The organism is Paenibacillus lentus (assembly GCF_042714055.1).
Lineage (GTDB): Bacteria > Bacillota > Bacilli > Paenibacillales > Paenibacillaceae > Fontibacillus > Fontibacillus lentus_A.
The window spans coordinates 128,377-152,140 of sequence record NZ_JBHGVC010000001.1; the positions used below are offsets into that span (position 1 = coordinate 128,377).

Annotated in this window: 17 protein-coding genes; 13 read left to right on the forward strand and 4 right to left on the reverse strand. The window is 46.0% G+C overall.

Features of this window, described 5'->3' with window-relative positions; genetic code table 11:
• The first annotated feature begins 109 nt into the window (after window positions 1-109).
• The 4 genes from ACE3MQ_RS00565 to ACE3MQ_RS00580 are packed head-to-tail and all read left to right on the forward strand — an operon-like array spanning window position 110 to window position 5,048.
• Entirely contained in the window at window positions 110-2,626 is a 2,517-nt protein-coding gene (locus ACE3MQ_RS00565) for a glycosyltransferase (protein ID WP_379389528.1), read from the forward strand.
• The gene (locus ACE3MQ_RS00570; RefSeq protein ID WP_379389530.1) at window positions 2,592-3,278 is read left to right on the forward strand and encodes a glycosyltransferase family 2 protein; all 687 of its coding nucleotides are present in this window, start codon (window positions 2,592-2,594) and stop codon (window positions 3,276-3,278) included. Before ACE3MQ_RS00565 ends, ACE3MQ_RS00570 begins: the two co-directional genes overlap by 35 nt.
• Before the next feature lie 14 nt (window positions 3,279-3,292).
• Window positions 3,293-4,402: a DegT/DnrJ/EryC1/StrS family aminotransferase gene (locus ACE3MQ_RS00575; protein ID WP_379389532.1), complete on the forward strand. Its 1,110-nt coding sequence runs from the start codon at window positions 3,293-3,295 to the stop codon at window positions 4,400-4,402.
• Window positions 4,395-5,048, forward strand: a complete 654-nt coding sequence (locus ACE3MQ_RS00580; protein ID WP_379389534.1) for an acetyltransferase — start codon at window positions 4,395-4,397, stop codon at window positions 5,046-5,048. The genes ACE3MQ_RS00575 and ACE3MQ_RS00580 overlap by 8 nt, the downstream gene beginning before the upstream one ends.
• A 133-nt stretch (window positions 5,049-5,181) precedes the next feature.
• Here the strand turns inward: ACE3MQ_RS00580 and ACE3MQ_RS00585 are convergent, their stop codons facing one another.
• The 3 genes from ACE3MQ_RS00585 to ACE3MQ_RS00595 form a co-directional block, all read right to left on the reverse strand.
• Entirely contained in the window at window positions 5,182-6,240 is a 1,059-nt protein-coding gene (locus ACE3MQ_RS00585; RefSeq protein WP_379389536.1) for a glycosyltransferase, read from the reverse strand.
• Between the two features lie 18 nt (window positions 6,241-6,258).
• The gene (locus tag ACE3MQ_RS00590; RefSeq protein WP_379389539.1) at window positions 6,259-7,698 is read right to left on the reverse strand and encodes a glycosyltransferase; all 1,440 of its coding nucleotides are present in this window, start codon (window positions 7,696-7,698) and stop codon (window positions 6,259-6,261) included.
• A 238-nt stretch (window positions 7,699-7,936) separates the two neighbouring features.
• On the reverse strand, window positions 7,937-8,935 hold the full coding sequence (locus ACE3MQ_RS00595) for a Gfo/Idh/MocA family protein (protein ID WP_379389541.1): 999 nt from the start codon (window positions 8,933-8,935) through the stop codon (window positions 7,937-7,939).
• Between the two features lie 302 nt (window positions 8,936-9,237).
• Between ACE3MQ_RS00595 and ACE3MQ_RS00600 the strand changes: the two genes are divergently transcribed.
• Both ACE3MQ_RS00600 and ACE3MQ_RS00605 read left to right on the forward strand, forming a co-directional pair.
• Complete coding sequence (locus tag ACE3MQ_RS00600; protein WP_379389543.1) at window positions 9,238-10,422, forward strand: cytochrome P450 family protein; 1,185 nt, start codon at window positions 9,238-9,240, stop codon at window positions 10,420-10,422.
• Between the two features lie 209 nt (window positions 10,423-10,631).
• Complete coding sequence (locus tag ACE3MQ_RS00605) at window positions 10,632-11,351, forward strand: YebC/PmpR family DNA-binding transcriptional regulator (RefSeq protein ID WP_379389545.1); 720 nt, start codon at window positions 10,632-10,634, stop codon at window positions 11,349-11,351.
• 186 nt (window positions 11,352-11,537) lie between these two features.
• On the opposite strand, the gene ACE3MQ_RS00610 is transcribed toward ACE3MQ_RS00605, so the two are convergent.
• Complete coding sequence (locus tag ACE3MQ_RS00610) at window positions 11,538-12,911, reverse strand: MFS transporter (protein ID WP_379389547.1); 1,374 nt, start codon at window positions 12,909-12,911, stop codon at window positions 11,538-11,540.
• Window positions 12,912-13,200: 289 nt separating this feature from the next.
• On the opposite strand from ACE3MQ_RS00610, the gene ACE3MQ_RS00615 reads away from it, so the two are divergent.
• From ACE3MQ_RS00615 to ACE3MQ_RS00645, 7 genes are all read left to right on the forward strand, one after another.
• Entirely contained in the window at window positions 13,201-15,039 is a 1,839-nt protein-coding gene (locus ACE3MQ_RS00615; protein WP_379389549.1) for a UbiD family decarboxylase, read from the forward strand.
• A 173-nt stretch (window positions 15,040-15,212) separates the two neighbouring features.
• The gene (locus ACE3MQ_RS00620) at window positions 15,213-15,839 is read left to right on the forward strand and encodes a DUF1796 family putative cysteine peptidase (protein WP_379389551.1); all 627 of its coding nucleotides are present in this window, start codon (window positions 15,213-15,215) and stop codon (window positions 15,837-15,839) included.
• 131 nt (window positions 15,840-15,970) lie between these two features.
• The gene (locus tag ACE3MQ_RS00625; protein WP_379389553.1) at window positions 15,971-17,092 is read left to right on the forward strand and encodes a glycoside hydrolase family 88 protein; all 1,122 of its coding nucleotides are present in this window, start codon (window positions 15,971-15,973) and stop codon (window positions 17,090-17,092) included.
• On the forward strand, window positions 17,082-19,256 hold the full coding sequence (locus tag ACE3MQ_RS00630; protein WP_379389555.1) for an alginate lyase family protein: 2,175 nt from the start codon (window positions 17,082-17,084) through the stop codon (window positions 19,254-19,256). The genes ACE3MQ_RS00625 and ACE3MQ_RS00630 overlap by 11 nt, the downstream gene beginning before the upstream one ends.
• A gap of 66 nt (window positions 19,257-19,322) precedes the next feature.
• Window positions 19,323-21,035 carry a cache domain-containing sensor histidine kinase gene (locus ACE3MQ_RS00635; RefSeq protein WP_379389557.1) on the forward strand — a complete coding sequence of 571 codons (1,713 nt, stop codon included), beginning with the start codon at window positions 19,323-19,325 and terminating at the stop codon, window positions 21,033-21,035.
• Window positions 21,036-22,622 (forward strand): response regulator transcription factor, encoded by a 1,587-nt coding sequence (locus tag ACE3MQ_RS00640; RefSeq protein WP_379389559.1) that lies wholly within the window; start codon window positions 21,036-21,038, stop codon window positions 22,620-22,622.
• A gap of 206 nt (window positions 22,623-22,828) precedes the next feature.
• Window positions 22,829-23,761, forward strand: coding sequence for a carbohydrate ABC transporter permease (locus ACE3MQ_RS00645; protein ID WP_379389561.1), 933 nt, complete (start codon window positions 22,829-22,831; stop codon window positions 23,759-23,761).
• The last annotated feature ends 3 nt before the right edge of the window (window positions 23,762-23,764 follow it).

Below are 23,764 nucleotides of genomic sequence, written 5' to 3' on the forward strand. Positions count from 1 at the left end.
AAGGTGGATCCGTGTGTATACCAAAGAGCAGCGAAGGCTATTAAGGATTTTAAATGGTGTCGTTCGATGGAAGAAAGGAAGAAGGCAGGCTCGAATACAAAAGAGGAGGTTGATCCGAAGAATTCAGTACTGGGAAACGACAAAGAATAGGAGGATTCAAGCCAAACAAAAACAGGACTCTATAGCAGTCACGGTTCCCGCATTTCAGTCCATTCCTCCGGAAATGCCAGCTCAGTCGCAAACGATTTCGAATAATCATCTGATTAACGAGCACATCGGAACGGAAGAAAATAAGAATTCATTTCCGGTGCAAGCTGGAAAAGAAAATGTAATGCCAATTAAAGATTACGTGCTAGACCCCATGAAGCCGCAATTAGATCCCCTTAATATCACTTTATTCCGCTTTCCGATTATTGATTGGGATTACAGATGGCAAAGACCGCAGCAAATCTGCCAACAGTTCGCCCGGCACGGATATAAAGTATTTTATTTCTCGATCGAAACGGTGCAATTAAATCGTCCTGATGCTACATTCGATGAGATCCAAGCAACAGTGCAAATTAAAGAAGCCGAAGAGAATGTCTGGCTGATCAAACTATGCTCGTATAATAGCTTGAACGCTTACCGTGATGCGATTAAGCACCCATTAGATAAGCTGTATATGAAATGGTCCATTGAGGTTTTGAAGCAAAAATTCAATATTCATCAGACCGTATCGATCGTGGATCTTCCGTTCTGGTCGTCAATTGTTTTCGATTTGGAGGATAACAAAGTCATTTATGATTGTATGGATGAGCATGCCGGCTTCTCCAATGCGTCTGCAGAGCTTCTTGCATTAGAGCCTGAGCTGATAAAGAAGGCTGACGCCGTAGTTACTTCATCCGATATCCTTTATCAAAAAGCACAAAATTTCAATTCGTCCGTACATTTGATACGCAATGCAGGAGAATTCGATCACTTTGCTGTAAAGCCGCAGCAGCTGCCCCTCGATATTTCGATGGTTGGAAAACCGATCATCGGATATATTGGAGCTATTGCGGAATGGTTTGATATGAACTTAGTATTTGAGATTGCTGAGCGGAATCCGGATTGGAATTTTGTTTTAATCGGAAATACGTATTATAGCGATACTTCAAATATAGAGAAGCTAAATAACGTCTTTATATTAGGGGAGAAGCCTTATAAGGAGCTTCCAGCTTACCTGCATGCATTTGATGTAAGCATCATTCCTTTTCAGATCAACGCCTTGACATTGGCTACAAACCCGGTGAAGGTCTATGAGTACATGGCAGCCGGCAAACCCATCGTATCTACGGCATTGCCAGAGCTCGCTCCAATGAAAGATTATGTATCCATTGCAACTGGAACGATGGAATTTGAAACTGCTATTTGGCGGGCTTTCCATGAAAAAGAGGCTGAGCAATCTACGAATGCGAAGAAACGCCGGCAGTATGCAGCCGACAATACGTGGAAAGATCGTTACCATGAATTTCAATCCATTATTTTAAATCAGCTGTATCCCAAAATAAGTATTATCATAGTCACTCATAATAATTGGGAATTAACCGATCGATGCCTAGGAAGCCTTCTGCAATATACCACTGTTCCCCGATTCGAAATTATCATTGTTGATAATGCTTCTACAGATCAGACGCCAGCCAACTTACTGAAGCTAACTCACCCTAATATTAAAACGATTCTTCTGTCCGAAAACGACGGATTCGCCGGAGGAAATAACATTGGAATAATTAACGCTACAGGAGATTATGTAGTGCTGCTGAATAACGATACGATGGTATCAAAAGACTGGCTTCCTCGTTTAATGCAGCCCTTTAAGACAGACCACCAAATCGCAGCCGTTGGCCCGATGTCTAATTTCGTAGGAAATGATCAGAAGCTGGACTTTTTTGTGGGGGATGAAGTTTACGGGGCTAATGCTGCGTGGCTGGATGAATTTCATGCATTATTCGATAAAAGATTCAGATATACGGATATGCTTGGTTTCTTCTGCGTCATGATCAAGAAGGAAATCTTCGAAAAATTAGGTCACTTAGATAAAAGCTTTGGCTGCGGCATGTTTGAAGATGACGATTATTGCCTGCGCATGCTGCAAGCTGGGTATAGGCTTGCTATTGCTGAGGATGCTTTTGTCTATCACCATGGCAGCGCCACATTCAATCAATGGGATGAAGAACAGAAGAGGAGCTTGTTTCTCACCAATAAGGCCTACTACGAGACGAAATGGAGTAGGACATGGACAGAGCCTAAAATGCCGCATTCTTTGTTCACGAACCTCGTTGACCCGGATAAAATCGCGGAGATCGTTGCGGCAAGCAACAAAAGCTCCGTATTTGTTAAATGCCCGGATAATTGGAATTCCCCGAGAGAAGAGTGGCAGGAAAGGCTGCTGCAAATTTGTAACGATCAAACGATCGTCATTGCTTGCGTACAAACTTATCTCGGTAAACCGATTCATGGCATTCGTAAAATAGGGCCTTCTTTATATTTTACGAATAATGAGCTGCTGGTAGAGAAAATAAATTTCAATTTTAATTATGTTTTAACAGATCTCGAGCATAGAGGTGAACTCCATGGTGACGAAAAACGACTTCTTACAAGCGTCTAGCACCGAAGAGTACAAGAAAATATACGATCTGCAGCAGCCGCTCGTTTCAATTTGCATACCGACATACAATCGTGCCGATACTCTGCTCAACTGCAGTCTGAAGTCAGCTGTGCAGCAAACGTACACGAACTTGGAGATTATTGTCATAGGCGATTGCTGCACCGACCACACCGCAGATGTCATTGATGAATTCAATGACCCGAGAATCAAGTTTGAGAATAGGGCGAGTAGAGGGGAATACCCCGAGGAAACCTATCAACGCTGGCTAGTGGCGGGAAGCATCCCGACGAATCGAGCCTTGGAATTGGCTACAGGCCACTTTATTACTCATTTAGATGATGATGACGAGTTCTCGCAAGACCGGATCGAGAGGCTGGTGAACTTTGCAAGGGAAACGCGGGCAGATTTGATTTATCATCCCTTTTACTATTTGATTAATTCGGAGCAATGGGTGCTAAATGATGCGGAACCCTTGATGTGTGCTAAGATAACGACCTCATCCATGTTTTATCACCATTGGTTAAAATGCATTCCTTGGGATCCGAAATCCTACCTGCTCAATGAACCCGGGGATTGGAATAAAGTTCGGCGCATGGTAGAGCTTGGGATAAAGACAGCAAGATATCCCGAGGCTCTGACTATGAAACATTAGGAGTAGTGATGCCCATGAAATATATTCCATTTCTTAAACCGAAAGTTGTACCGAAGGAATCCTACCAGCATTATTTGGAGGAAATTGATGCTTCAAGAATTTATACGAACAACGGTCCTCTGAACAGAAGGTTCGAGGAGCGCCTTCTTCAGGAATACTTTAACAATGAGGGGGCCGTTGTAACTGTCAGCAATGCGACAATAGGTCTTTTATTAGCTATTTCTGAAATGAAGCGACCAGGCAAATATGCCCTTATGCCTAGCTTCACCTTTCCAGCAACTCCGTTAAGTGCGATGTGGTGCGGCTTAGAGCCTTATTATATCGATATCGACGATGAAAATTGGTGTATGGATGAAAAATTGCTTGAAGCAGCTTTAGAGGAGCTTGGAGATGAGGTCGCGGTAGTTGTTCCTTACGCAACGTTTGGTACGCATCTCGATCTAGCTTATTATGAATCTTTGCTTCAGCGCGGTATTCCGGTTGTGATAGACGCTGCCTCAAGCTTCGGCTCGACCTTGGAGGAACAAGTTGAGCCGGGATTTGGAGGTGCGACCGTATACAGCTTCCATGCGACTAAATCCTTCGGTATCGGAGAAGGTGCGATCGTGTACAGTAGGGATCATACGTTGATTCAGAGCATACGAAGCTCCTCAAACTTTGGATTTAATGATGATCGAGAGTCAGGACAGCTAGGTTTGAACGGAAAAATTTCGGAATATACGGCGGCTATAGGTTTGGCCACTTTGGACGTATTTCAAGAGAAAATTAAGATCCGGGAGAGAATAGGAGCATGGTATGAGCAAGCCTGGAAAGAGCAAAAGCTGGCGGAGGCGGGGTGGAGGCTTCAAGGCGTCAAAGGTAAGGTGGCTTATCAATTTTATCCGTTCTTATGTCCATCTAACCGGGACAATATGTATTACGTAAAAAAACTGCAAAAGCTGGGCATACAAATAAGAACTTATTTCTCGCCCCCGTGTCATCGTCAAAAAATGTTTGAGCTGCATCCTCGATCATCGCTAAAGGTCACAGAAGACATTAGCAACCGTATTCTTAGCTTGCCTGTCTGGGAGGACATTGAGCAGGAGCAGGTTCAACTGATCGTGAGGCACCTCGCTGATGAGTGAAGCTAAGCTGGTCATTTGGGGGTGCGGAGGAATGGGGCGGGAAGTTCTCGCCCTTTGCAAGGTATTAGGCCGGGATGTTATTGGTTTTTTGGATGAACGCAAAGAGATGCGTAATCGCATCGTAGATGGCATTCCTGTGCTAGGGGATATTGAGCAGGTTCACAAATACAAGAATGACATAGAAGTCGTATGCAGCGGGGTTGGCGACCCTGTGCTTAAGAAAAGATTTGCGGATAAGACGAGAGAGGGCCGCTTCCGATTTGCTCCTGCGCTTGTGCATCCTTCCGTACATTTATCATACAGCCCTCAGCTTGGTATGAATAGCATACTTTGCGCGGGTTCTGTTTTAAGTATTAATGTGCATGTAGGAAATTTCGTTATTGTGAATACAAATGTGACCCTGGCTCATGATGCTGCGATTGGTGAATACTCCACCATTTCACCGGGGTCGAACATTAGCGGCGATGTAAAGCTGGGAGAAGGCGTCTTTATTGGCACCGGTTCAGCCATTCGGGAGAAAGTGACCGTTGGTTCATGGTCTATTATCGGTGGTGGTTCTTTTGTTAAGGATGATGTACCGCCTAATGTACTTTATGCAGGAGTTCCCGCTGTGTATAAAAAGTCAAAAATCAAAAGCCTAATATGAATGATGCAATCCCCTTGCGATAGACAATGATTTTATAATCCATATTCACATGGATGTTCACTGTTCATCGAAGGGGATTTTTGTTGTCGGGTATATATGAAATAATCGCGTTTGCGGCAGTAAAGAATCTGCTTTACCGATTTTCGACCATATGAGCGAGCTTTGCTGTAACAACCTTCTTACGATCAAAACTGGCTTTGATTTTCTTTGAACCATTAAGCGCTATACGCTTAGCTTCATGGAAATGACCTCTGATCCAGAACAGAGTATGGAGAAGGGACTGTTCGTCTGTGTTTATTTTTAAATAATCAATTCCTTCTTTTAATATGAGCTGGTCATTGCGTGGGTTCGTTGTTAAGAGTAGGCATCCGGTAGCCATGGCATCCACGGCAGCAGTAGTGGGAAAACCGTCTAATGCCATGTGGTCATAAGTACTGCAATTGATAAATACATGACAAGTTTGATACAGCAACTTCAACTTTTCAGGTACTAGAATGCCATGAAATGTAAAGCGTTTATTAGTTAATTGAGTAAGCTGCTCCTCCCAGTCACCGATAATATGGAGATGAAAATCATCTGAATTGAGGCTGTTATAAGCTTGAACAAGCAATGAGAATCCTTTTCTAGGATAATTGAAGGCGCAAAAAACTAAATGAATGGGATGTTTCCATGCTCTTGCTACGTAATTATATAGCTCAGTATTAATCACTACAGGTTGATAAATACTCGTATTGACCTTTAAGAGAACATCCTCAATATTCGTAAAGACGGTTGCACAATTTTTTGCCACAATATCTAGAAATTCAGGTCTAGTTTCTTGAACGAGCCCGCCTCCAGGATACAGCGTTGTGTGCAGCTTGATCTGCCGTTCAAGAAGGAATGATCGAATATCTAAAAATGGATTTGAGCCCGGCATGTGAGTTCCGTCAGGGAGGGTACATGCTCCTAGCAAACTTATAGCCAAGTTCAAAAAAACACAATAAACGTCTGTAATCTCCTCGGAATCGGCTATGCTTTTGAATTGAGAGAAGGGATGCACGACGGTAGGAAATTCATCAGGATTAGGCTCAGTGGCAAAAAATAGAGTATTTGGACGTTGGACAAGCATCTCAACATTTTCCCAGTAACGGAATCCACTTAACTTCCAAGGGAATTTTGTGTCAATAATAGCAAGACGAGTCTTAGTGGTCATGGCTTGTGATCACTGCTTTTAGAGCTTACGGACAAGTCGCAGGCTGTTATAATCGCATAGGTAAGCAAAATTGTCCTCTAAGCACAACTCATCAACTGCCTTAGTGACACCTGGCAGCTCCGCCCATTCATATCCTGGGCAATCTTTATAGGAGTAATCATGGAAGGCAATGATTCCGCCAGAAACTACTCTTGAAGCATAGTGAATAATATCATGCTTTACCCCGTCATAGCTGTGGTCTCCGTCTATGAATAGCGCTGCGATCTCGGCAGGACAGTCATTGTAAGCCTCTTGGCTAGGTTTCTTTATTTTCTGAATGTGAGGCTTAAGACCAGCATTTCTTATGTTTGAATCGAAATCATCTTCATAGTTTGCAGGTAAGGCAGGGTGCGAGAAGGGATCGATGATGTGAACAGGACGTTTGCGTGTAGTGAGGTGTTGGCTGCTTAGGCCTAGAGCTATCGCACTCTTTCCTTTAAAGGTGCCGATTTCAACGATTTCACCGGGAAGATGATCCACAAGTAAGGGCAAATGGAAGAGGGCAATGATCTCGAGCTCCATTAAGTAACCTTCCGTCTCTTTGACTAACTTAAGCCATTCAGAAATCTGAAATTCACCATTAAATTCCACTGTTCTGCAGCTCTCCTTTTGGATTGTTTTTTTTGGATCGATACTGACCTCATATTGTCGTATATGATTCTCGATTAAAGATAAGTTCAAGCCGTGATATGAAGTCGTCTCGGGTACAAGGTCGTTAAATCGATTCTCATAATACGCAGCAAAGCTTGCACGGATATCCTTCTCGTACTCCTGAATAAATTGCAGGCGATTGTCCTCGTAATTGGCTAAATTAGCTACTCCACAGTCATGCACAACCCAGGCGGTGTCCTGAAAGGGGATGCCTACCTCATATCCTGCCCGGAAAAATTCCATACATTGTGATATATCATAGAAATCCCAGGTCTGAAACAAATCCTCACGCCAAGGAATATCGACTTGCGTCATGATCAGTAAACCATCGACTGCAGCAACTGGCTGGTAAGAGTGGCCTTCTTTGCTGTTATTGAAGGCAAGAAGCTCCATATTTCCCGAGTGGCTGCCGTAAACCTGACCGTAATTCTCTCCGGATTCCCACCATATTCCATTGGGCGGGACATAGGCGGAACCAATGACGCCAATAAGGCCGAGTCTAGGGTTTTGCTGAAAAATTTCGAGGGTATCAATAATAAAATTTTTATGGAGAATATAGACATCTTGATGCAAATATATTTTATATTTGGCATCCGTCATGGACATGGCTTTATTGTAGCCGGAGGTCATGCTTTTAGCGTCAGAAATCGTTATGATTTCAATCATATATCCGTCTGGGATGCTAAGCGCTGATGTGTGGCGAATCGACTCTTGGAGTAAATCCTCTTGATCAGCACAATAGATGAAACAAATTTTATGCGGATTCATTGGAATAGTTTTATTCTCCTCTCATCTTTGGTAACCCCCCATATATCTTTATATGACAATGCAATTCAATGTGTTTAGTCGTTAGGCTAGTCATTTAAAAATGGGTGTGGACATGATAAAGAGAGGAGAAGAGGAAGGATAAGAAGGAAAAGAGCGAAAAGGAGGATAGACCCCCCGGAATCCGGGAATATCTATCCTTTTTCGTTGTGATGCAGCTTTTTATCTGTGTTTGGAGCAATTACCTTAAAGTATCCTTCGCGTCTGCAGCAAAAACGATTCCTGCATCCTGACGCGCTAGTACGACGGTTTCAATAACGGAGCGACTATGCTCTAACAGCGCATAGCATTGCTCGAAGTTTTGTGCTTCGTACATTTGCTTGAATGCGGCCAGTTCATAGTACAGCAAATTATCGTTTGTTTGCGTGTTCAACACGGTTTCCTGGCCATCCGCATGCAAAACCAGCTTACGGCAGCCATTGGCTCCTTGCTGTACATGAAGATAGCCTTGCTCCCCCTGGATTAGCACGAAATTCATACTATTCGTGTCCTTGCAGCCTACGCACTGCGCAATAAACTCAGGATATTTCAGCACCAAAACTCCAGAGGTATCAATGCCGTTCGGGTGCTTATTTGCGGTGTAGCTAACTGACTCAGGAGTGCCGAACATATTTATGACAAAGTGCAAATTGTAAATGTTAATATCGGTCAGTGCACCGCCGGAGAATTGGGGATTGAAGACGTTGGGCGTTTCACCGCCGTTTAACAGCTGATTGTATCTGCTCGAATATTGGCTGTAATTGCACTGTATGAATTTGATCGCTCCCAGCTTACCGAGCTGTTCCTTGGCTAGCTGGTAATTCGGCAGATGCAGCGTCGTAATGGCTTCGAACAGCATGAGATTCTTCTGTTTTGCCAGGGTGATGAGCTGATCCAGCTCTGCAACCGTCGAGGTGAAGGGCTTTTCGCAGATAACATGCTTGCCATGATCGAGTGCCATGCGAACCTGCTCAAAATGCAAGCTGTTCGGGGAAGCGATGTACACGAAATCAATGATTGGATCTGCCATTAGAGCTTCGAGCTCCGTATAAATTGTCGGGATGCCGTATTTGTCAGCCAGAGGCTGCGCGGTTTCCTTCTTACGGGAATACATGGCTGCGCAATTGAGGTTCTCGATTTGCTTTGCTGCGGCCAGGAAGGTATCGACAATGAAACCTGTTCCTATGGTTGCAATGTTCATTTTTATTGCTCCTTTCAGTCTGCTTGCATCATTTTCTTCATTGGGTGAATTATCTCATGCGCGAACCATAAATTCAAATAATTAATGGTATTAATTTAATGTAATTAATCAGGTTAAATATTTTTAGGCCTAAATGGGCTTCTTCACGAGAAGTGGACTAGCGATTTATTATGATATTTAATTGTAGCGAGGGAATGGAAAATTAGCAAAATTACGTTTATTTGCTATTGAATTGAATGTCATGGTAATATTTTCTTAAAAGTTCCAGAATTTCTTAACGATGAAGAGAGGAGCGTATTCCAATGCCAACCAGTTCGTCTTTAGGCGACAATTTATTTACTAAAGCATTCATCCAGAATCCTTTTCCTGTTTACGCGCAAATGAGAGATAAGGAACCGATTATGCGCACACTGTTCCCGGATGGCCAGCACGGCTGGATCATCAGCAAATATGAGGATGCTGTCGATGCCTTGAAGGATCCGCGTTTCGTGAAAGATATGAGGAATGCAGGAATTAATAAAGATGTGATCTTTTTTAAGGATAATATGTTGTTCTCCGATCCTCCGGATCATAAGAGATTACGGGGTTTAGTACAAAAAGCATTTACGCCGCAATTAATTTCCGGGATGAAAGATCGAATACAGCAAATCGCGGATGAGCTTTTGGCTGCGGTAGAGGGGCAAGAATCGATCCATTTAATCGATGATTACGCATTTCCTTTGCCAATTATTGTGATTAGCGAGATGCTGGGTGTTCCGAATTCCGATCGAGATAAATTCCGTGTATGGTCGAATGCGCTTATTGAATTTTCAGGCCAGGATGAGGAGACACGCAATCTAACTTTGGAGTTCAGGGAATATTTGGTCGATTGGATTGCCAAAGTCAGAAAACAACCCGGGAATGATTTGATTAGCCAACTGGTTATTTCCGAGGAACAAGGAGACAGGCTAAGGGAGGACGAATTGTATAATCTCGTCATGCTGCTCATCATTGCCGGGCATGAGACAACAGTCAATTTGATCGGCAACGGTATACTCTCTTTACTGCAGCACCCGGATCAGCTTCAATTATTGCAAGATCAACCGGAGCTTATTCAACAGGCTATTGAAGAAATGCTGCGCTATAACGGTCCAGTTGAGTTCAGTACCTCCCGCTGGGTCAGAGAAGATCTGGAGTTTAAGGGAGTATCGATGAGCCGTGGAGACTTAGTCATTGTATCTCTCACTTCAGCGAATCGCGATCCCGAACAATTTAATGATCCCGATCTCTTTGATATCACAAGAGAGAAGAGCCCGCATTTGGCTTTCGGTAAAGGAATCCATTTATGTCTGGGTGCCCCGCTTGCCAGGTTGGAAGTAGAGATAGCGATCAACACTTTGTTGAAGCGTTATCCCGATATCCGGCTGAAGGGGGATGCCAGCGAGCTCGAATGGCGGCAAGGCATGATCGTGCGGGGCGTCAAGGAAATTCCGCTGTATTTGAAATAAAACGCAGTAAGATCCGCTGCGAGCCTATCCGTTATCGTTATGAGGGTCGCCTAGCTTACTAGCATGCAGCAGTCATAAATAGGATGGTACCACGACACATTCGTCCCTGATGGATGTGTCTTTTTGTTTTATGTGACGTTCCGTAATTTTTCAAAATGCGGGAAGATGTTATAATAGGAACGAAAATAATAAAAGAAAGCGGGAACATCATGGGTCGTAAATGGAATAATATTAAGGAAAAAAAAGCATCCAAGGATGCGAATACAAGTCGTATATATGCGAAATTTGGTGTCGAGATTTATGTAGCTGCCAAGAAGGGTGAACCGGATCCTGAATCGAACCGGGCTTTAAAGGTCGTGCTTGAACGCGCCAAGACATACAATGTGCCTAAAGCGATCATCGACCGGGCTCTGGATAAAGCAAAGGGCAGCGCAGAAGAAACTTATGAAGAGCTGAGATATGAAGGCTTTGGGCCAAACGGCTCCATGGTCATCGTCGATACATTGACGAATAACGTGAACCGAACAGCACCTGAGGTACGGTCGGCCTTTAATAAAAACGGCGGCAGCATGGGGGTAAGCGGTTCGGTATCCTATATGTTTGATGCTACGGCGGTCATTGGCGTGGCGGATAAAACGCTCGACGAAGTTTTTGAGATCTTGATGGAGGCCGATCTGGATGTAAGGGACATCATCGAGGAAGAGGATACGGTGATCGTCTACGCGGAGCCTGATCAATTCCATGCCGTGCAAGAGGCGTTCAGAAGTGCAGGAATTTCAGAATTTACCGTAGCAGAGCTGACGATGCTGGCCCAGAACTACGTGAGCCTTCCGGAGGATGTACAAGCTCAATTCGAAAAATTGATCGACGCCCTGGAAGATTTGGAGGATGTGCAGCAAGTGTTTCATAATGTTGAATTCGAAGACTAAATTGAATACCTGCGTCAATCTATAAATGAAGCAGCTTAGAACCTCTGTATTTGAGATCTAAGCTGCTTTTCACGTTCATTTGGAATCGTTATGATTAGCCTTCGAACACCTGATTCTTTAGCTGCTTCAAAATATTTCACAGTCGATCAGGGTCTCTTCTATCCAACCGTTGGGATAGCCCGATAATTATTGGCGGTTTCGCTTACGCTTATAGGTGATGATGAACAGGATGCCGCCAAACGCTAAGAGTGCCATAAAAATCAGCATCATATTGCTATAAAGCGCGGCCGCTTGAGTCGTAACAGTTCCGATGAAACGAGTGCTTAGCCACGGTCTTGTCAGCAGCCCGCCCACACTGGCAATGCCGATGCCTTCCGCCAGGAAGCAGGCGAAGTTGAGCATGCCCATTCCGGAACCTGCCTCTTCCGGTTCCAGTGTCTTGGCGACACTGGCGGATACGATGGTCTTAACGAACGAGAGACCGCCAAACGTCAGGATCATCGAGCCTGCAATCAACCAAGATCCCCGATCTACAAAGAAGAGTACGATTAAGAAACCGGCTGCAATCATGGCGAGCCCGAACAACATCGTTATGATATGACCCAGTCGGTCAGCCAGAATTCCTCCGAGCATTCCGAACAGGATGACACTTAGCGTTCCCGGGAACAGAATCGCACTTCCGATGAGGCTGGTCGGCATATGGTATACGGCCTTCATTAAATAAGGTACCATGACAATGAACCCGGCGACTGTACCGAGTAGCAAAGCACCCGTAAGTACCCTGGCGATATACCCTTTTTTCCGAAACAGGAACGGTTCCAGAAATGGTTCCTGCCTTCGGCGGATATGAAAGGCGAGAAGCACGAACAGAACCAGACTTGCAGCTAGGTAAACCCAATGGTACAGCGTAGTGAACAGAGCAAACGCAAGAATGCCGACCGACAGCAGAACTGCCCCGATCCAATCAAACGCTTTTCTTTTCGATATTTCGTCAGGCAATATCCGTAATACGAAAGGGAGGGCCAGGAGAGATGCCAACGGCAGCGCAAATAATACGGACCAATGAATATAGCCGGAAACCGCGCCTCCAATAACCGGGCCAAGCCCTTCCCCAAAGGCAACCACAGATCCGATCAGTCCAAATGCTTTTCCTTGTCTTCCCGGATCGACTACTTTGACGATCATCACCATAATTAGTGACGGAACGGCCGAAGCGCCAACGCCTTGAAAAAAACGAGCGGTCAGCATGCCTGGATACCAGGCATGGCACAACAGGCCAATAACTGAGCCGAAACCATAGGTCAGCATGCCGAATAGCAGCAGCTTTTTCATGCCCGTATGTTCGGATATCTTTCCATACACCGCTACGCCAATGGCGAAAGACAGCGAAAAGCAAGTATTCGTCCAATTGGCCGCAGATGGCGCAATGCCATAATAAGCGGCAATATCCGGTAATGAAACACTAAACATGGTTTCGTTCATTACGCTGAAAAATGTCAAAACACTGAGCCAAAGAATAAAACGCGATGTGTGAACTTCATTTTGGTGTTGCACTTGCATGTAACCCCTTTAAGTGAAGGGGAACCGCAGTTTATAGGGTCAATGATGCGTATTCCCCTAAATGTTGTACCCTTGCATAATTGCTTTGCCGCATGTTTAAAACGCCTCCAAATCTAGAGTTTGAGAAAAAATACCAAGCCATTATAGCATATTCTCTCCGAAATAGGTAAGAGATACTGCTAAACTACTACCGCTAGCGCCTGATATGTTATCATGATGGAAGCAGCAACGATCGTAAAATATATCTGATCGATTACGAATATCTCTTGAGAATGGATGGAGCTAACCTATGAAATATCGCAATTTAGAAGAGTGCGTCGTTGATTTAGAGAGGCACGGACATTTGGTGCGTATTCGCGAGGAGGTTGATCCTTATTTGGAAATGGCCGCCATTCATTTGCGCGTCTATGAGGCAGGTGGACCGGCATTATTATTTGAAAATGTCAAAGGCTCGAAATTTCGGGCCGTTTCGAATCTCTTTGGCACTATTGAACGCAGTAAGTTCATATTTCGCAATACTTGGCAGGCTGCCGAGAGTGTGATCGCATTGCGTAACGATCCTATGAAGGCATTAAAACAACCTATGAAAAGCATGGGTTCAGGCTTGGCCGCATTGACGGCACTACCTTTAAAGAAGCATGGCGGGGTACCGGCCCATATGCAGGAGATTCAAATTTCCGATTTGCCGCAAATCCAGCATTGGCCGATGGACGGCGGTGCATTCATTACATTGCCGCAGGTGTATACGGAAAATCCAGACAAGCCGGGCATTATGAATTCGAATTTGGGCATGTATCGCGTGCAGCTTAGCGGCAATGAATATGAAATGAACAAGGATGTCGGGATGCATTATCAAATCCACCGGGGCATCGGCATTCATCAAGAGAAAGCGAATAAGCAGGGAATTCCGCTGAAGGTAAGCTGTTTTGTGGGCGGGCCTCCGGCACATACGTTAGCTGCCGTCATGCCTCTTCCAGAGGGAATGAGCGAGCTGATGATTGCGGGGATGCTCTCTGGCCGGCGTTTTCGTTACAGCTACGTAGACGGGTATTGCTTTAGCCATGATGCCGATTTCGTGATTACGGGCGAAATTCATCCCGGCGAGACGAAGCCCGAGGGGCCGTTTGGCGATCATTTGGGGTATTACAGCTTGATTCATCCTTTCCCTGTCATGAGGATACATAAAGTGTATGCCAAGCCGAATGCGATCTGGCCATTTACGGTTGTTGGCCGACCGCCGCAGGAGGATACGGCGTTCGGCGAGTTGATTCATGAGCTGACGGGAGATGCGATCAAGCAGGAAATTCCCGGCGTGAAGGAAGTCCAGGCCGTCGACGCTGCGGGCGTGCATCCGCTGCTGTTTGCCATAGGCAGCGAACGCTACACGCCGTATCAGGAAGTCAAACAGCCGGCAGAGCTGCTAACGATTGCAAACCACATTTTGGGGACGAATCAGCTTAGCTTGGCGAAATATTTGTTTATTACCGCAGAGGAGAAGCAGCCGCTCAGTACGTATCGCGAAGTGGAATTTTTGAGCTATATTCTGGAGCGGATCGATCTGCATCGCGACATTCATTTTCAAACGAATACGACCATTGATACGCTTGATTATTCGGGTACGGGGCTCAATAGCGGAAGTAAGGTTGTGTTTGCGGCCTATGGAGAGAAGAAGCGTGAGCTTTGCCGAGAGGTGCCGGATAGCTTAAAGGAAATTCGCGGCTACGAAAATGTGAGATTCGTTATGCCAGGGGTTGTGGCCATGCAGAGCCCGGCGTTCAAGGATTATGCCAGTGCGAATCAGGAAATTGAGGAATTAAGCAAAGCGATTGCCTCTAGGGGAGAACTCCCGTCCTGCCCGATGATTATCCTCTGTGATGACAGTGAGTTTCTGAGCGCATCGCTTAGCAATTTCCTGTGGGTAACCTTTACGCGCAGCAATCCTTCTCATGATATCCATGGCGTGAACAGCTATTACGATAACAAGCATTGGGCTTGCGATAACGTCATAATTGACGCTCGCAGCAAGCCTCACCAAGCCCCGCCGCTCATCCCTGACCCAACGGTGGAGAAGAACATCGAGCGTTTATTTGTAAAAGGAGCTAGTCTTGGCGGAATAAAGATAGAATAGAATAGACTCCGGCAATTGACCGAAGCAGCACCAGGTGAACCGGAAGGCCCCTGTCTCTTTAAGAGACGGGGGCTATTTTTTTAAAATATTTGTTTGCCACCCGATGAATATCCAGTTCATAGCAAGCAGCGTGAATATAATACTAGTAAAAGATTGCTAGGGAGGAATGACGAATGAGACAATCTGAATTACACCGGCCCTATGATCTCATCATGAGCCTTGGATATAATTGCATGGTTGCTTACCAGTTAAAGAGATTATCGCTCCGCAACTTTTCCGGACCTATCGATTGGGTGATCTCCGAGAATACTGATCAGCTTATTCGTTTGTTAGATCATCGTTTCCACGGGTATATGGATGAGCAAAACTTAGCTATCCTGGGAACGCATAATGGTTTTTATTCGGTCATGGACACGGAATACCAAATGTATTCCTTTCACGATTTTCCAATCCAGAGTGAGGAGCCTAGGATTACTAATTACGCCGAGTTTAAAGAAAAAAGGGACAGACGTATCAACCATTTTATGAGCTTAGCTGCCAACAGCGATTCTTCTTTATTTGTACGCGAGCGTTGCAGCTATGAAGAGGCGATACGATTAAGACAAAGCTTATCCTCCATCGTAAAAGGAAATCCGCATCTTTTAATTATTAACTATACGAATGATGGCCGTTTGGTAGATCATGAATGGCTGGATGAAGGCATTTGCAGCGTAAGCGTGAATCTTGACGTTCCCGATGAGCAGCTGCGAGATTCGTACTGGAATGATGCATTTCGGGGAGTAACTTTAATCCACAAATAGCGGAACGCTCTGGATTCCGGGTCGAAAGTCAAAATTATGCACATGAAGGTCAAAAATAGCCCCTATTAGTAATACACTGCACTTCTTATTATAAGCTTAAGAGAACAGGGACTCGAAAGGAGCAGCAAAGAATGTGGAATAGAGCGATAGAAGATGCAGTAAATAAAGTCAGGGCGAATATAGATCGGTTCGGGACAAGATTCCCGCATGTGAGTACGGACGGCGTCTATCAGTTGAATGATAACGAGGATTGGACGAATGGTTTCTGGAGCGGCATGCTGTGGCTGTGCTATGAATATACGGGAGATGAGGTTTTCCGTCAGAAAGCAGTAGAGACAGTGAACGATTTCCGGCGCCGCTTCGAGGCTAAGATCGTGCTGGATCATCATGATATCGGCTTCCTGTATTCTTTGTCCTCGAAGGCGCAGTGGATCATTGAGAAAGATGAGAGTGCTCGTCAGTTGACGCTTCAGGCTGCGGATCTACTGCTGAAGCGCTGGCGTCCGGCCGGAGGCTATATCCAGGCCTGGGGCCGGGAGGGAGATCCGAAGGAGGCTGGAAGGATTATTATTGATTGCCTGATGAATCTTCCGCTTCTGTTCTGGGCGGAGCAGCAGACGGGGGATCCGAAATATCGCGAGGTTGCGCTCATGCAAGCTGAGAAGACGAGACGGTATATTGTGCGTGGGGACGATAGCTCTTATCATACTTTCTTCTTCGATCCAAGCAGCGGAGAGCCCATTGGAGGCGCTACACATCAAGGCTATACGAACGGATCAACCTGGACACGGGGACAATCCTGGGGCGTATACGGCTTCGCTCTGGCCTATCGTTACACTGGGGATCCCGTATATCTCGAAACCTCTAGACGCATGGCACGTTATTTTCTTGCGCATCTGCCTGAGGATCATGTCGCCTATTGGGACTTTAATGCTCCGGTAGACCGTGACACCTATCGTGACAGTTCGGCCTCCGCAATCGTCGCAGCCGGTCTGCTGGAATTGCTCGAGCATTTGGATGAGCAGGATGCGGATCGGGACTACTTCAAGCAGGGGCTAACCGATTCCTTGACCTCTTTGGTGAAGAATTACTCCACAATTGGAGAAGATGCAGAGGGACTCTTGAAGCATGGCTCTTATTACGTACGCGGCGGACTATCGCCGGATGATTATATGATCTGGGGCGATTATTACTATCTGGAAGCCTTGCTGCGCCTTGAGAAAGGGTATAAGGGATACTGGTATGAACGTTAATCATGTAGACGCTACTGACGAGGACAAGCTGCGTTCGCTCTTCTCGCTTTTGAATCTAGAAGTCCCAGAATTAGCCGATGTGGCTGAAGCGGTCAAGCAAAATCGCAATGAAGATGCGCTGCTAGCACTTCATCGGTATTACAGAGTGCGCCAAGTGCCCGGCTGCCGATTGCCGAAGGAAGAGACGGCTCAAATTACCGGTTACGTAAAAAAATACTGTGCAGATGAAGCGGCAGCGGTCCTAAAAACGGCCGATGAGGTTGTGGATCAGACATTTCTGTTTCAGTTCCCCTGGGATATGGAACGAACCCAGGTTCCGGTAACGTTCGATGATGCGATTGACTGGCACTATATTCCTGACGTTGATCCGGAATGGGCCTACATGCTGAATCGGCACCGTTATTGGATCGCTCTCGGTCAAGCCTATGCCATGACCGGAGATCATAAATACGCAGCCGCGTTGTGCCGCCAGCTTGAGGATTGGATCGACAGCAACCCGGTGCCGCATGAGCCGGCAAGCGACAATCTGGCCTGGCGTACTATTGAAGCCGGACTGCGCGGCAGCAACTGGACCAAGACGCTGCGCTATGTTTGGGATTGTCCGCAGTTTACGCCGTCCTTGCTGGCGAAACTATTGATATCCCTGGCTGAGCATGCCCGGTACCTGGTCGCTGCATTTACAAGCTGGAAGAGAATTAGCAATTGGGGTGTGCTGGAAACTAGCGGACTGCTGCAAATTGCTCTGTCCTTTCCCGAATTTTCTGCTTCCGGACAGTGGCGCAGCCTTGCTGAACAGAGGCTGGAGGAGACGGCACGAATTCAGGTGATGGCGGACGGAATACATTGGGAGCAATCGCCGACTTATCATCATGAGGTGATGAGCTGCTATCTCGATAGCATGTATTTTGCCGAAATCAATGGACTAGAGCTAAATGAGGATTTCCGAGGCAAAGTATATGAGATGGCCATAGCTTCTCTGTATTGGGCCAAGCCGAATCATAGACAGCCTATGTTCGGGGATAGTGATGACAATGACGTCCGCTCGTTATTGACCTATGCTGCCGCGTTGTTCAAGGATGAGACGCTGCGCTTCAGGGCTAATCCGCGAATGGACTATGATAGTGCTTGGCTGCTCGGAATCGAAGGGATTCGCAGCTATGACCGCATGGCATCGGCTGAGCCGCCGGAGCTGTCCCATGCCTTCATCCATTCCGGGCATTATGTTATGCGCTCAGGCTGGAGTGAGCAGGATTTATACCTGTATTTCCACTGCGGACCGCTTGGGGGAGGACATGGGCATGCCGATCTGCTGCATTTCGATCTTTATGCTTATGGGAAAGAATTTTTGACTGACTTAGGCAGATACAATTATAGCGACCATACGCCGCTCAGAAAGGCATTGAAGGAAAGTGCAGCGCATAATACGACTACCGTCGATGGCATCGGATTTACGGAAATTGCGGATACCTGGTCCTATCATCGCATCGCCAGGCCGTCAGGCAGCAAGTGGGTTAGCCGGCCAGCCTATGACTATGTCGAAGGCAGCCATGACGGCTATCTTCATTTGGACGATCCGGTGCTCACGGATCGAAGAATTATTTTTATCAAGCCGTATTACTGGCTGCTGGTTGACCGCTTCCGCAGCAAAGAGGCGCATATGTTCAGACAGCATTTTCATTTTGCGCCAGGGGACATTGCTCTGGAGGACAACTCGCTCGCCTGCCTTACGCAAAACAAAGACGAAGCCAATCTGCTGATTATACCGGTTCAGAGTCAGGCGATGAGAGCTGAAATTTCTGAAGGTGTTATTTCCCCCGAATACAATTTGCTAGAGTCTAATCACCATGTGACCTACTCACGAAACGGCAGTGGGATAACTTCTATGATGCAGGTGCTGTATCCGCTGCGCCCTGGTGAGACGGAACGCCCGCAAATCGCCAAAATCCCCGTATTTCGACATACGGGCGAACAGGTGGACGATGCGCAGGCAGAGGCTTGCCGCATTATTCATCCGGAGCTGGATAGCGAGCATATTCTCGTTGTTAGTCATAGGGTTCCATCAGGCCAATATGATTCCTATGTGGTGGATGGCGTGCAGATCTTTGGCGAAGTGGTGCTTATTTCCGGTCCAGCAGAGAAAAGGAAGGCTACTGTAATCAATTAACAAATGCTTAAGGAATGACAACCTGCTAGAATAAAAAATAATAGTACGAGAGAGGCGCGGGAGTGCATGTTCAAATTAACATACTATAAACGTATTCAGCTGTCATTCCTTTTGCTTATATTTATTCCGCTTATCGCAGTTTCGACCGTATCCTTTCTGTTAATCCGAAGTTCAATGGTAGAGAAGCTGCAGCTTAGCAATGAGAATTTCCTGAACGTCATGATTGAAGAGATGAACAAGACTGTGGATGATGTGACGTTTGCTTCACATTTTATTGTAAACGATACCAATGTTCGGGCGAATTTGAAAGCTTTTGCCGATACAAAACGGATTGAAGAATACCCTGATTATGTGTTGTTTACGCAGATACAGGATTTATTCCATCTCATGAACAGCAAGCCGCTGAATAATAATGTCCGCATGTATCTCGTAAATCGTCAGCATTTCGTGATATCTTCCGGCACAGAGAATTTAACCGGGTTCAGATCCACGGTAGACAAGCTTATGAAGCGTGTTGATCTGAATGAGCCTGAGAAGCTTCAATGGCTTGGCATGGCCGACAGTGGCTTGGGCAGCAGAAGCTATTATATTGCCAGAGTGATTTATGACGGCAGCGAGAAGCAGCATGTTTCCGTGCTGCTCGTCTCGATCGGGGAATCTTATTTCAGCAAGCAGCTCAGCCCTGTAGAGTTCGGCAAGGTGGCGATATTTGATTCTTCCGGCGAACTGATCGCTGGGAATCATGAATTGTCATTGGATCCAACGGACTCCAAGGGCAGTGTTAGAACTGTCCGTAACATCTCCAAATCAAGCTGGAAGCTCGTATATGAGGCGTCAGCGAAAGAATGGTCGGGTCAAATTTCCCGCACCTTCTATCTTGGACTTATTGGAGTCATCCTGCTGTTCCTTGTCTTCTCCGCGACTTCGGTAATCATCGCCCAAAGGCTGCACAGCCCGATACATAAGCTGCAGCGGGTAGTCCGCCAATTCGGGATGGGGAACCTGGATGCAAGGCTTGAGGTCAAGGGCAGGGATGATATCGCTGAGCTTGGGCAGACGCTGAATACGATGCTGGATCAACTGCAGCAGCTGATCTATGATGTCGAGCAGGAGCAGGAACAGAAGCGGGTCATGGAATTGGAAGCGCTGTTTATGCAGATTCGTCCGCATTTTCTGATCAATACGCTCAATTCTATTAAATGCAGCTTGATCCTATCGAGTGACAAGCTACATAGCGGAATCATCGATTCGCTCATGAACCTGCTCCGGGCTTATTTGAAGGTTAATGAACCTACCAGCCTGGAGGAAGAGTGTAAGCTTCTAATTCACTATGTCGATATTATGAAGATCCGCAATGAAATCCCGCTTAAGCTGGAGATTGACCTGGATCCTGCGACGAAAGGGCTCATCGTCCCCAAGCTTATTTTGCAGCCGCTGGTTGAGAATGCGATTGTGCATGGATTGGTAGATCATCCTTTGCCGACCATTACAGTCAGCTCCCGGCAGGTTCCAGGCGGAATCATCATTGAGGTTGAGGATAATGGCAGCGGTGTAGAGGAAGAAACGCTTGGGGGGCTTAACCGCAGATTGATGTTTGATGATGATCAGGACGGTTCCTATCAAAGAGTCGGGTTAATCAATGTCGTTCAGAGGCTGAGGCTGACCTTTGGAGAGGAAGCCACTTTGTCCATGAGCAACCGTCTGCAGGGCGGCGCCTTAGCTTCTTTGTATTTGCCACTAGGCGCTAATCATGATTTTCTATCAGGAGGGAATGAATAGATGTACAGGGTGATGCTTATCGACGACGATGTTCCCATGCTCAAAGTGCTGAAGCAGATGATAGACTGGGAGGCGAACAATCTGCAAATTGTCGGAACCACCTATTCAAGCGTGAAAGCGATGCATATGTTTGAAGAGGTACAGCCCGATATTTTAATTACGGATATTGGCCTTCCGCAAAAGAACGGGATTGAGCTTGCGAACACGTTCACCTCTATGAAGCCGGATATTCGCGTAATCTTTCTAACCTGCCATGAAGACTTTCATTTCGCGCAGCAAGCGGTCAAGCTGAAGGCCGACGACTATTTGATCAAGGATCAGCTTACTGCGGAGCAACTGGAGAAGAGCTTGGAGAAATCGGTAACGATCTTGAAATCCCGAACAGGTCTGATTCGCTGGAAGTCATCCAATTATAATAGTCAGCTATTCCGTCAGGATCTGCTAAAAAGAGTGATCGACAGGGCGCCAACCGAAATGACGATGGCTTATGCTTCGCAAATCGGGATCTCATGGAATTACCCGTGGTTTTTGCTGGGGGTCGTCAACGTTCAATTCTCCAGCTTCGATCAACGCTACAAGCAGAGCGAATACTCGCTGATTATGTACGCTATTTATAATATTGCCCTGGAGCTGGCTGAATCCTGCGAAGGGGTTACCCCTTTTTTGGAGAAGGACAATATTACGATTTTGTACAATTTTCGGATGAACTTGGCTCAAAATGAAATTCTTCATTTCAACAATTTTCTAGAGCAGCTGCGTTCCCAGTGTGTTCATTTTCTCAAGATTCAGCTTAGTGTGGTCACGGTGACAGACAAAATGGAGCTGGATTCGATCGGTTCTGTCTACCAGCAAATGATGCAGAACAAAATCGAGTTCTATGAAGGCTCCGATTACACTGTAGCTGATGCGTCCCGGAATGCAGTGCTGATGTTCCAGCCGGCTCCGCAAGGCTTCCTGAACAGCTGCATCTCGCAACTGGAGCAAGCCGTGATCAAGCATGATTTGGATTCCATCCGCAGCACGCTGCTTGAAATCGTCGAAAATGCACGTGAATTAATGCTCGATCCGGGAGATTTTGCACGGGAGCTGTCCTTTATGCTGCGAGGCATTGAGCTGATGTTCTCTAATTTGAAGTTTGAAGAGGATTTGTTCCAGTACCTGACATTGTCGCGGACGTTGAGCGATTCCATGGAACTGGTAGAAAGAAAGCTGATTCAGATTATGGAGAGCAGGGACATTCAGGGAGCGAATGCGACGCAGGAGCCCAAGCTCCAGGTGATCCAGCAGTATATCGAGCAGCACCTGGCTGATAATATCACTTCGATTGATATGGCACGCTATCTGTTTTTGAACCCGAGCTATTTCTCCCGCTATTTCAAGCGGATGACCGGGGTTACCTTTACGGATTATGTGCATCAATACAAGATGAAACTGGCGACGAGAATGCTGAAGATGTCTAATCAAAACCTGGAATCGATGGCCATCGGGCTCGGGTATTCAGACAGAACCTATTTTTCTAAAGTGTTCAAGAAATATGTCGGCTTAACGCCAAGTGAATATAAGGCAAAGCATTCGGCACGTAAATGATTATAAGGACTTAGGCTGGAAAAGGCGAGCAAATTGAATTGACAATTTGTTGCGCTTTTTTTGCGTATTGAGGGGGAGCAGGGGGAGCTATTTTTTAAAAAAAGAAGGTCAAAATTATGCACGCGGCTGGTCATAATCACTCCTACATCCTGTCTCTCGATGTATTACTATAATGAAAACTTATTAATTTGTAGAGGTGATAAAACGTGGAGGCAGTAAAACAACCTGTACCGGGCACCCACAGAGAACCACGGAAGAAATTTTTGACTCCGCACCGAAAGGATGCATTGATTGGCTGGCTTTTCCTAGCTCCTGAAATCATCGGTATGTTGTTTCTAAACGTATTCGCGCTTGGATTTTCTTTATATCTGAGCTTATCGAAATGGGATTTGTTATCCGGGGTTAAAGGGATCGAATTTATCGGGCTTGATAACTATGTAAAACTGTTCCAGGATCCGACGATCATTCAAGCTGTGAAAAATAACGTCCTCTATATGATTATGACGGTTCCCATTCCGATTGCAATCGCTCTGGTTATGGCCGTGCTTATTCACAACAGCGTATTTTTCAAAGATTATTTCAAAGTAGCGTTCTTTATTCCGTATATTTCTTCGATTATCGCGGTTGCGGCAGTTTGGAGCGCATTGTTCCACCCATCGCTCGGGCCGATTAACCAGTTCTTGATGGATCTCGGATTTTCCAATCCTCCCAAATGGCTGGTTGATCCGAAGACTTCACTCCTGTCCATCGCCATTATCGGTTCATGGGCGAGCCTCGGCTACACGATTATCATCTATATGGCCGGATTAACGAATATCTCCAATGAAATCTATGAAGCAGCGGAAATTGATGGGGCAGGGCCCTTCAAGAAGTTCTTCTCCATTACTGTGCCGATGCTGCGTTCTACAACTTTCTTCCTGCTGATCACGATGCTGATCGGATCGTTTAAAGTATTCGACATTATCGCTTACTTGACGGAAGGCGGCCCGAACAATTCATCGACGGTGCTGGTATACCGGATTTATGAGGAAGGCTTCAAATACTACAATATGGGCTACGCTTCTGCCATTTCCTGGCTGCTGTTCGCGATCATCGGTTTGCTTACGGCGCTGACCTGGAAAATGAGAAACGAAGACTAGGGG

Coding starts and splice junctions, on each gene's coding strand:
- ACE3MQ_RS00570 (WP_379389530.1), top strand. CDS start 2,592: ATGGTGACGAAAAACGACTTCTTACAAGCGTCTAGCACCGAAGAGTAC.
- ACE3MQ_RS00575 (WP_379389532.1), top strand. CDS start 3,293: ATGAAATATATTCCATTTCTTAAACCGAAAGTTGTACCGAAGGAATCC.
- ACE3MQ_RS00580 (WP_379389534.1), top strand. CDS start 4,395: ATGAGTGAAGCTAAGCTGGTCATTTGGGGGTGCGGAGGAATGGGGCGG.
- ACE3MQ_RS00585 (WP_379389536.1), bottom strand. CDS start 6,240: ATGACCACTAAGACTCGTCTTGCTATTATTGACACAAAATTCCCTTGG.
- ACE3MQ_RS00590 (WP_379389539.1), bottom strand. CDS start 7,698: ATGAATCCGCATAAAATTTGTTTCATCTATTGTGCTGATCAAGAGGAT.
- ACE3MQ_RS00595 (WP_379389541.1), bottom strand. CDS start 8,935: ATGAACATTGCAACCATAGGAACAGGTTTCATTGTCGATACCTTCCTG.
- ACE3MQ_RS00600 (WP_379389543.1), top strand. CDS start 9,238: ATGCCAACCAGTTCGTCTTTAGGCGACAATTTATTTACTAAAGCATTC.
- ACE3MQ_RS00605 (WP_379389545.1), top strand. CDS start 10,632: ATGGGTCGTAAATGGAATAATATTAAGGAAAAAAAAGCATCCAAGGAT.
- ACE3MQ_RS00610 (WP_379389547.1), bottom strand. CDS start 12,911: ATGCAAGTGCAACACCAAAATGAAGTTCACACATCGCGTTTTATTCTT.
- ACE3MQ_RS00615 (WP_379389549.1), top strand. CDS start 13,201: ATGAAATATCGCAATTTAGAAGAGTGCGTCGTTGATTTAGAGAGGCAC.
- ACE3MQ_RS00620 (WP_379389551.1), top strand. CDS start 15,213: ATGAGACAATCTGAATTACACCGGCCCTATGATCTCATCATGAGCCTT.
- ACE3MQ_RS00625 (WP_379389553.1), top strand. CDS start 15,971: ATGTGGAATAGAGCGATAGAAGATGCAGTAAATAAAGTCAGGGCGAAT.
- ACE3MQ_RS00630 (WP_379389555.1), top strand. CDS start 17,082: ATGAACGTTAATCATGTAGACGCTACTGACGAGGACAAGCTGCGTTCG.
- ACE3MQ_RS00635 (WP_379389557.1), top strand. CDS start 19,323: ATGTTCAAATTAACATACTATAAACGTATTCAGCTGTCATTCCTTTTG.
- ACE3MQ_RS00640 (WP_379389559.1), top strand. CDS start 21,036: ATGTACAGGGTGATGCTTATCGACGACGATGTTCCCATGCTCAAAGTG.